Source organism: Phocaeicola sp. (assembly GCF_048170425.1).
In the GTDB taxonomy this organism is placed as follows: Bacteria; Bacteroidota; Bacteroidia; order Bacteroidales; family Bacteroidaceae; genus Phocaeicola.
On sequence record NZ_DBEXBB010000268.1, the window covers coordinates 1 to 6,290 of the forward strand.

The 6,290-nt window shown below is 42.4% G+C and carries 6 protein-coding genes and 1 pseudogene; 6 read left to right on the plus strand and 1 reads right to left on the minus strand.

The window, feature by feature from the left end; all coding sequences use genetic code 11:
- Positions 1–148: 148 nt before the first annotated feature.
- From ACMJ0U_RS10620 to ACMJ0U_RS10645, 6 genes and pseudogenes are all read left to right on the plus strand, one after another.
- Positions 149–850, plus strand: coding sequence for a hemerythrin domain-containing protein (locus ACMJ0U_RS10620; protein ID WP_417129892.1), 702 nt, complete (start codon positions 149–151; stop codon positions 848–850).
- Positions 847–1,455 (plus strand): DNA-binding response regulator, encoded by a 609-nt coding sequence (locus tag ACMJ0U_RS10625; RefSeq protein ID WP_417129893.1) that lies wholly within the window; start codon positions 847–849, stop codon positions 1,453–1,455. The genes ACMJ0U_RS10620 and ACMJ0U_RS10625 overlap by 4 nt, the downstream gene beginning before the upstream one ends.
- A 393-nt stretch (positions 1,456–1,848) precedes the next feature.
- Positions 1,849–3,083 (plus strand): annotated as a pseudogene (locus tag ACMJ0U_RS10630) (hypothetical protein).
- A 140-nt stretch (positions 3,084–3,223) separates the two neighbouring features.
- Complete coding sequence (locus tag ACMJ0U_RS10635; protein ID WP_417129894.1) at positions 3,224–3,964, plus strand: (Fe-S)-binding protein; 741 nt, start codon at positions 3,224–3,226, stop codon at positions 3,962–3,964.
- Positions 3,961–5,328 (plus strand): lactate utilization protein B, encoded by a 1,368-nt coding sequence (locus tag ACMJ0U_RS10640; protein ID WP_417129895.1) that lies wholly within the window; start codon positions 3,961–3,963, stop codon positions 5,326–5,328. Before ACMJ0U_RS10635 ends, ACMJ0U_RS10640 begins: the two co-directional genes overlap by 4 nt.
- A 7-nt stretch (positions 5,329–5,335) precedes the next feature.
- Positions 5,336–5,923 carry a LutC/YkgG family protein gene (locus ACMJ0U_RS10645; RefSeq protein ID WP_117670714.1) on the plus strand — a complete coding sequence of 196 codons (588 nt, stop codon included), beginning with the start codon at positions 5,336–5,338 and terminating at the stop codon, positions 5,921–5,923.
- Between the two features lie 84 nt (positions 5,924–6,007).
- On the opposite strand, the gene ACMJ0U_RS10650 is transcribed toward ACMJ0U_RS10645, so the two are convergent.
- Positions 6,008–6,235: a hypothetical protein gene (locus ACMJ0U_RS10650; protein ID WP_007561241.1), complete on the minus strand. Its 228-nt coding sequence runs from the start codon at positions 6,233–6,235 to the stop codon at positions 6,008–6,010.
- Positions 6,236–6,290 lie beyond the last annotated feature (55 nt).

Sequence of the window (6,290 nt, forward strand, 5' to 3'; positions counted from 1 at the left end):
GATTTTTGTGTATTTTCGACTGGCGAATACATGGTGCCTGCTTTATCTTTGTATGGTAGAAATTTTCAGGCAATATACCTATAAATGGTGATTGTGGATCTTGAAAGGATTCTCTTATTTTGCAATGTAATTTATGAATACGATATTTATGTGTAACAATGCTGCGCGAATGTATAAGCCTACGGACAAGATGGGCGACTTGATTTGTGAGAATTACGCCCTTCTGCAGGTGATGAGCCGCTTTGGTATTTCACTGGGTTTTGGTGATAAGTCTGTGCAAGAAGTGTGCGACATGAACCAGGTGGATTGCAATACATTCCTGATAGTTGTCAATTTTCTCGGTGAGGAGAGCAATCATATTCACGATCATTTGGACGGGCTTTCCATTCCAGCTTTGGTGGAATACTTGAAAAAAGCTCATTCTTATTTTCTGGATTTCCAGTTGCCTACTATCCGGCGGAAGCTAATAGAAGCGATTGATTGTTCATCGGAGAATGAAGTGGCTTTTCTGATTGTGAAGTTTTTTGATGAGTATGTGCACGAAGTGCGTAAGCATATGGAATATGAGAATGAAAGAGTGTTTGTTTATGTGGAGCATTTGTTAGAGGGAGAACGGTTGAATAACTATAGTATTGGGGTTTTTGCCCGTCATCATAACCAGATAAATGCTAAACTGACCGAACTGAAAAACATCATTATCAAATATTATCCGTCGGGTGGGGACAATCAGTTGTTGAATGCTACCTTGTTCGATATATTTAGTTGTGAGGAGGATTTGGCTTCGCACAACTGGGTGGAAGATTTTATTTTTGTACCCGCAATTATGGAGTTGGAAAAGGAGATAAAATGAAACCACAGGAAACAGTATACATTGCAGTGGCAGATACGTCGATGATTATTCGCACTGGGCTTGTGTCCGTGTTGAGGCGTCTGCCTGATTTACCAGTGCAGGTAATCGAGATTTCTTCGGAAGAGGGTCTGAAGCATTGTATGGAGGCACATATTCCACAAATATTGATAATAAATCCTCAATTTGGAGGCTGGTTTGACGTGACAGCCTTCAAACAGGAGTATCCGGAGGTTTCTATGAAGTTTGTATCATTGATTTATACAATGGTAGATGCCAATCAGCTGAAAGGATACGACGATTCGGTCAGTTTATTTGATGATATGGATTCTTTGTCGCATAAGATTTCGCTGTTGATGAATGTGGCAGAAGAGGAAGAAAGTGATCAGGACTCATTGAGCCAGCGGGAAAAGGAAATAGTGGGCTGTGTAGTAAGAGGAATGACTAATAAGGAAATTGCCGAAAAACTGTATATTTCTGTGCATACGGTCATTACGCACCGCCGGAATATTACCCGAAAACTACAGATTCATTCGGCTGCCGGATTGACCATCTATGCCATCGTAAATAAGCTGGTAGAATTGAGTGAGGTGAAAATGAATCTTTAAATACTCTGTTATTTGGATTAATTCTAAAATACCTATATTTAGGTATTGCGGGAATGTTTTTTAACGCCTATCTTTGCAGTGTTAGTCATATAGAAATTACGTAAACCACAAAAGTAAAAGAAGTTAGTTATTAGTTGGGTGCGCCCTGCGAAGTGATTCGCGGGGCGCGCGCATATTGTCGTAGAGGTCGGACTATCAATAAGTTTTTATTGGCGTCAAACAATTTTTTTATGGATAATTTCCTTTAACAAAAAACTTTTATATATTCGTGAAATGACTGTTTTAAGCTATTGATTGTAAATAAATGATGTGAAAATAAAGAGATTTGTGGAAAAATGTGGGTTATTTCTATTTAAAGTGTGAAAACGAAACTATAAGCAAAATCAACTTACTATGAAAAAAACATTGATTTTATGGGTCGCATTAGTTTGCTCTTTTTCGGCCGTTGCTCAAAAAAAGAATTTCTCTTACCAGTTTTATGGTTTTGTCCGTGGAGACCTGTTTTACAATACTCGTGCAAATCAGGCTCCTGTAGATGGTAACTTTTACCTTTATCCGTTAAATCACGATTATGACAGTCAGGGGAAAGATATTAATGCAACGCCTAACGGTAGTTTTTATACTTTTACGACGCGCCTGGGGGTGGATATGCAAGGACCGAAAATCGGAAAAGCTCGGTCGAGTGGTAAGGTGGAAATGGATTTTGGCGGTTTTTCGGCCAGTACTACCATGCTTCGGATTAGACAGGCATACGTGGCTTTGGATTGGGAGCGTGCCCGACTGCTGATTGGGCAGACATGGCATCCGCTTTTTGGCAATGTGGTTCCTGATGTTTTAAATTTGTCTACCGGAGCTCCGTTTCAGCCTTTTAATCGTGAGCCTCAGATAGCCTTCTCCTGGCGTACTGGCAGGTTTACTTTTATGGCATCTGCCCTGTGGCAACTTCAGTATACTTCGTCCGGTCCGGAAAGAAGTAGTGAAAATTATTTGAAAAATAGTTGTTTGCCTGAACTTTTCTTAGGGGCTGATTATCGTGGCGACCGTTGGATGGCTGGAGCAGGTGTACATTTGATTTCGCTCAAACCTCGTACTTCATCTACCGTAACAGATAGAAATGGAGTTGAGCAACGTTTTAAAGTGAACGAACGAATGACTACATTTTCTTGTGAAGCGCATCTGCAATATCAGGCATCTTCCTGGCGTTTGGCTGCCAAGACTTTGCTGGCCTCTTGTTTGGATCATACCGCCTTATTGGGGGATATGGGATTTCACGAATTGACCCGGTGACAGGCGAGCAAGAATATACTCCGATGCGCCATTCTACATCCTGGTTGAATCTGACAGTGGGAAATCGCTGGAAAGCTTCTCTGTTTGCCGGCTATACTAAAAAACTGGGTTGTAGCCGTGCCTTGGTATCAACCGAACAATATGGTATGGGATTGGATATTGACCAGCTCTGTTCATTCAATATGGCCTTTTCATACAATCTTCCACATTGGCAGATTGGACTGGAGTATGTGCCAACGACCGCTTGGTATGGTGATGCCAATCTCGCAAACGGACGGGTTGTCAATACTCATTCGGTAACCAACCATCGCATATTGGGATTGATTATGTATTATTTTTAAATTCAGATTCTATTAAAGTACCGGTATTCGTACTTGTTGGTTTGGAAAGGTGAATGGTCAAACACAGGAATTATGAATGAAAATTTTCATATCCCACGAAATCCTTTTATTTTTGTTCGTATGAAATAATTGATTTAGATATGAAAGTAGGATTGTTTATTCCCTGTTATATCAATGCCGTTTATCCGCAAGTGGGAGTGGCTTCTTTTAAGTTGCTGAAAAGCCTGGGGGTAGATGTCGATTATCCGCTGGACCAGACCTGTTGCGGACAACCGATGGCGAATGCGGGGTTTGAGGAAGAGTCTGTAGAATTGGCCCGTCGTTTTGACCGACTTTTTGAACAGTATGATTACATTGTAGGTCCGTCGGCCAGTTGTGTGGTGTTTGTGCGTGACCATTATGGTAATTTGCTGGCGAAGGAATCTCATCGTTGTGCCAGCGAAGAAAAAATTTATGATATTTGTGAGTTTATTCATGACGTAGTGAAACCTACTTCCTTGCAGGCTTCTTTTCCTCATAAGGTCAGTATCCAGAACAGTTGCCATGGAGTGCGCCTGATGCACCTTTCTTCACCGAGCGAATTGAATATCCCGTATTATAATAAGCTTCGTGATTTACTTTCCTTGGTGAAAGACATTGAAGTGGTAGAGCCGGAAAGACCGGATGAGTGTTGTGGATTTGGAGGTATGTTTGCAGTGGAAGAACATGCCGTATCCGGACAAATGGGACGTGACAAGGTGAAACGTCATATAGACACGGGAGCAGAATACATCGTAGGTGCCGATGGCTCCTGTCTGATGCATCAGACAGGGATAATTGCCAGAGAGAAGTTGCCTATCAAAACCATTCATATTGTAGAAGTTTTAGCTGCAGGATTATGAGTACAAAACATTCAAAAGCCGCCGAAAAGTTTCAGGAGAATAAGGAACTGGCGGGATGGCATGACCAGACCTTGTGGATGATACGTGCCAAACGGGATAAGATTAGTCGGGAAGTACCGGAATGGGAACAGTTGCGCGACATGGCTTCTGCCATCAAGATGTACAGTAACAGTCACTTGGATTTACTTCTGCAGGAGTTTGAAAAGAACGCACAGGCAAACGGAGCCCATGTGTATTGGGCAAAAGATGCCGATGAATATTGTTCTATAATCTATAATATTCTGCATGGCCACAATGTGCATCGCTTTATCAAGAGTAAATCGATGCTGGCAGAAGAATGTGGACTGAATGAGTTCCTGATAGAGAAAGGAATCGATGTGGTGGAAAGCGATTTGGGAGAAAGAATCCTTCAGCTGATGCATAAGAAACCCAGCCACATCGTGGTACCTGCTATCCATATAAGGAAGGAAGAAATCGGTGAGCTGTTCGTGAAAGAGATGGGTACGGAGCCGGGTAACAATGACCAGACTTATTTGACACATGCAGCGCGTAAGAATCTGCGTCATAAGTTTATTGAGGCAGAAGCCGCCATGACAGGAGCTAATTTTGTCGTGGCTTCTACAGGTGAGTTTGTGGTGTGTACCAATGAAGGCAATGCAGATATGGGTACTTCGCAACCTAAATTGCAGATTGCAGCTTTCGGGCTGGAAAAAATTGTGCCCGACCGTGAGGCTCTGGGTGTATTTACCCGCTTGCTGGCGCGTTCTGGTACCGGACAACCCATCACTACCTATACTTCGCATTATCGCAAACCCCGCAAAGGAGGTGAACTTCACATCATTATCGTAGATAACGGGCGTAGTAATATTCTAGCCGATCAGGAGCATGTAAAGACATTGAACTGTCTGCGTTGCGGAGCTTGTATGAATACGTGTCCGGTGTATCGTCGTTCTGGCGGATATTCTTATACTTATTTTATTCCGGGTCCGATTGGTATCAACTTGGGAATGCTGAAAGCACCTTTGCACTATTATGATAATGTGTCAGCCTGCTCTTTGTGTTATTCTTGCCAGAATGTGTGTCCGGCGAAAGTGGACTTGGCAGACCAGATTTATCGTTGGAGACAAAAAATGGATGGTTTGGGAGTAGCCAGCTCGTCCAAGCGTCTCATGTCGGGCGGTATGAAGGTACTGATGGAACATCCGTCTTTATTTAATTTGGCTCTGGCACGGGCATCGTGGGTGAATTCTTTCCCTCGTTCACTGGTGTACAATGGATTGAATGACTGGGGAAAAGAACATGAAATGCCACAGTTTGCCAAGGAAAGTTTTAATGAAATGTGGAAAAAGGGTAAAGTAAAATAGGGAAGCTATGAGTAGTAGAGAAGATATATTGCAGAACATACGTCGTAATACACGAGTGCGTTATGAAAAGCCGGACTTGTCTGCATTGGAACAAGGAGCAATTACGTACGCTGATCAGGTAGCGCAATTCTGTAAGGTTGTGGCAGAAGTCGGCGGGCGTGTGGTGACGGTCAATGAAGGAGAAGATGTCAATGCGTTGGTCCGTAAATTGTATCCGGATGCCAAACGTATTGCTTCCAATCTGAAGAATATTACCTGTGCCACTTTTCATCCTGACGATGTGGAAGCTTCTGCTGATTTGGATGGCACAGACCTGGCTGTGGTGGACGGACGCATCGGTGTGTGTGAAAACGGCGCTGTCTGGGTGCAGCAGGATGTGGAACAGCGTGCGGTGTACTTCATTTCTGAAGCTTTAATTCTTTTGCTTGACCGGAAAAATCTGGTAAACAACATGCACGAGGCTTATCAGAAGATAGATACAGGAGAGTATGGTTACGGCGTTTTCATTTCAGGTCCTTCAAAAACTGCAGATATTGAACAGGCGTTGGTAATGGGAGCACATGGAGCTCGTGAACTGACCGTTTTGTTGCTGTAGATGTAAATAGAATACAAAAAAGAAGTCCTGGCACTTTGAGTTGTGGTGCCAGGACTTCTTTTTTGCCTTTTTCCCTGAAAAGGGTTATTTGTGCTGCATGGCCTGTTGGCTAAAAGGTCTTGCAGTTTCTGTTATATTGTGGTTATTGTTCAACTCCAAGAACTGGGTACCTGTCCACCACAATATATTCATGACGATTACAGCCAATATAATGGTGAAAGCTGTAATTTTTGCTTCCAGCTGTTTGCTGGAAATTCTTTTTGAATTTTCTTTTCCCATCTCGGTACTGTTCACTAACCTTATTTTTTCCATATAGTAATTATAGTCTTATTGTTTCTTGTTGTTTGATTAATAAATAACGCATATA

What these genes read in the sequence shown, in the direction of transcription:
- ACMJ0U_RS10650 (WP_007561241.1), bottom strand. Translation starts at nt 6,235, where the DNA reads ATGGAAAAAATAAGGTTAGTGAACAGTACCGAGATGGGAAAAGAAAAT.
- ACMJ0U_RS10645 (WP_117670714.1), top strand. Translation starts at nt 5,336, where the DNA reads ATGAGTAGTAGAGAAGATATATTGCAGAACATACGTCGTAATACACGA.
- ACMJ0U_RS10625 (WP_417129893.1), top strand. Translation starts at nt 847, where the DNA reads ATGAAACCACAGGAAACAGTATACATTGCAGTGGCAGATACGTCGATG.
- ACMJ0U_RS10640 (WP_417129895.1), top strand. Translation starts at nt 3,961, where the DNA reads ATGAGTACAAAACATTCAAAAGCCGCCGAAAAGTTTCAGGAGAATAAG.
- ACMJ0U_RS10635 (WP_417129894.1), top strand. Translation starts at nt 3,224, where the DNA reads ATGAAAGTAGGATTGTTTATTCCCTGTTATATCAATGCCGTTTATCCG.
- ACMJ0U_RS10620 (WP_417129892.1), top strand. Translation starts at nt 149, where the DNA reads ATGTGTAACAATGCTGCGCGAATGTATAAGCCTACGGACAAGATGGGC.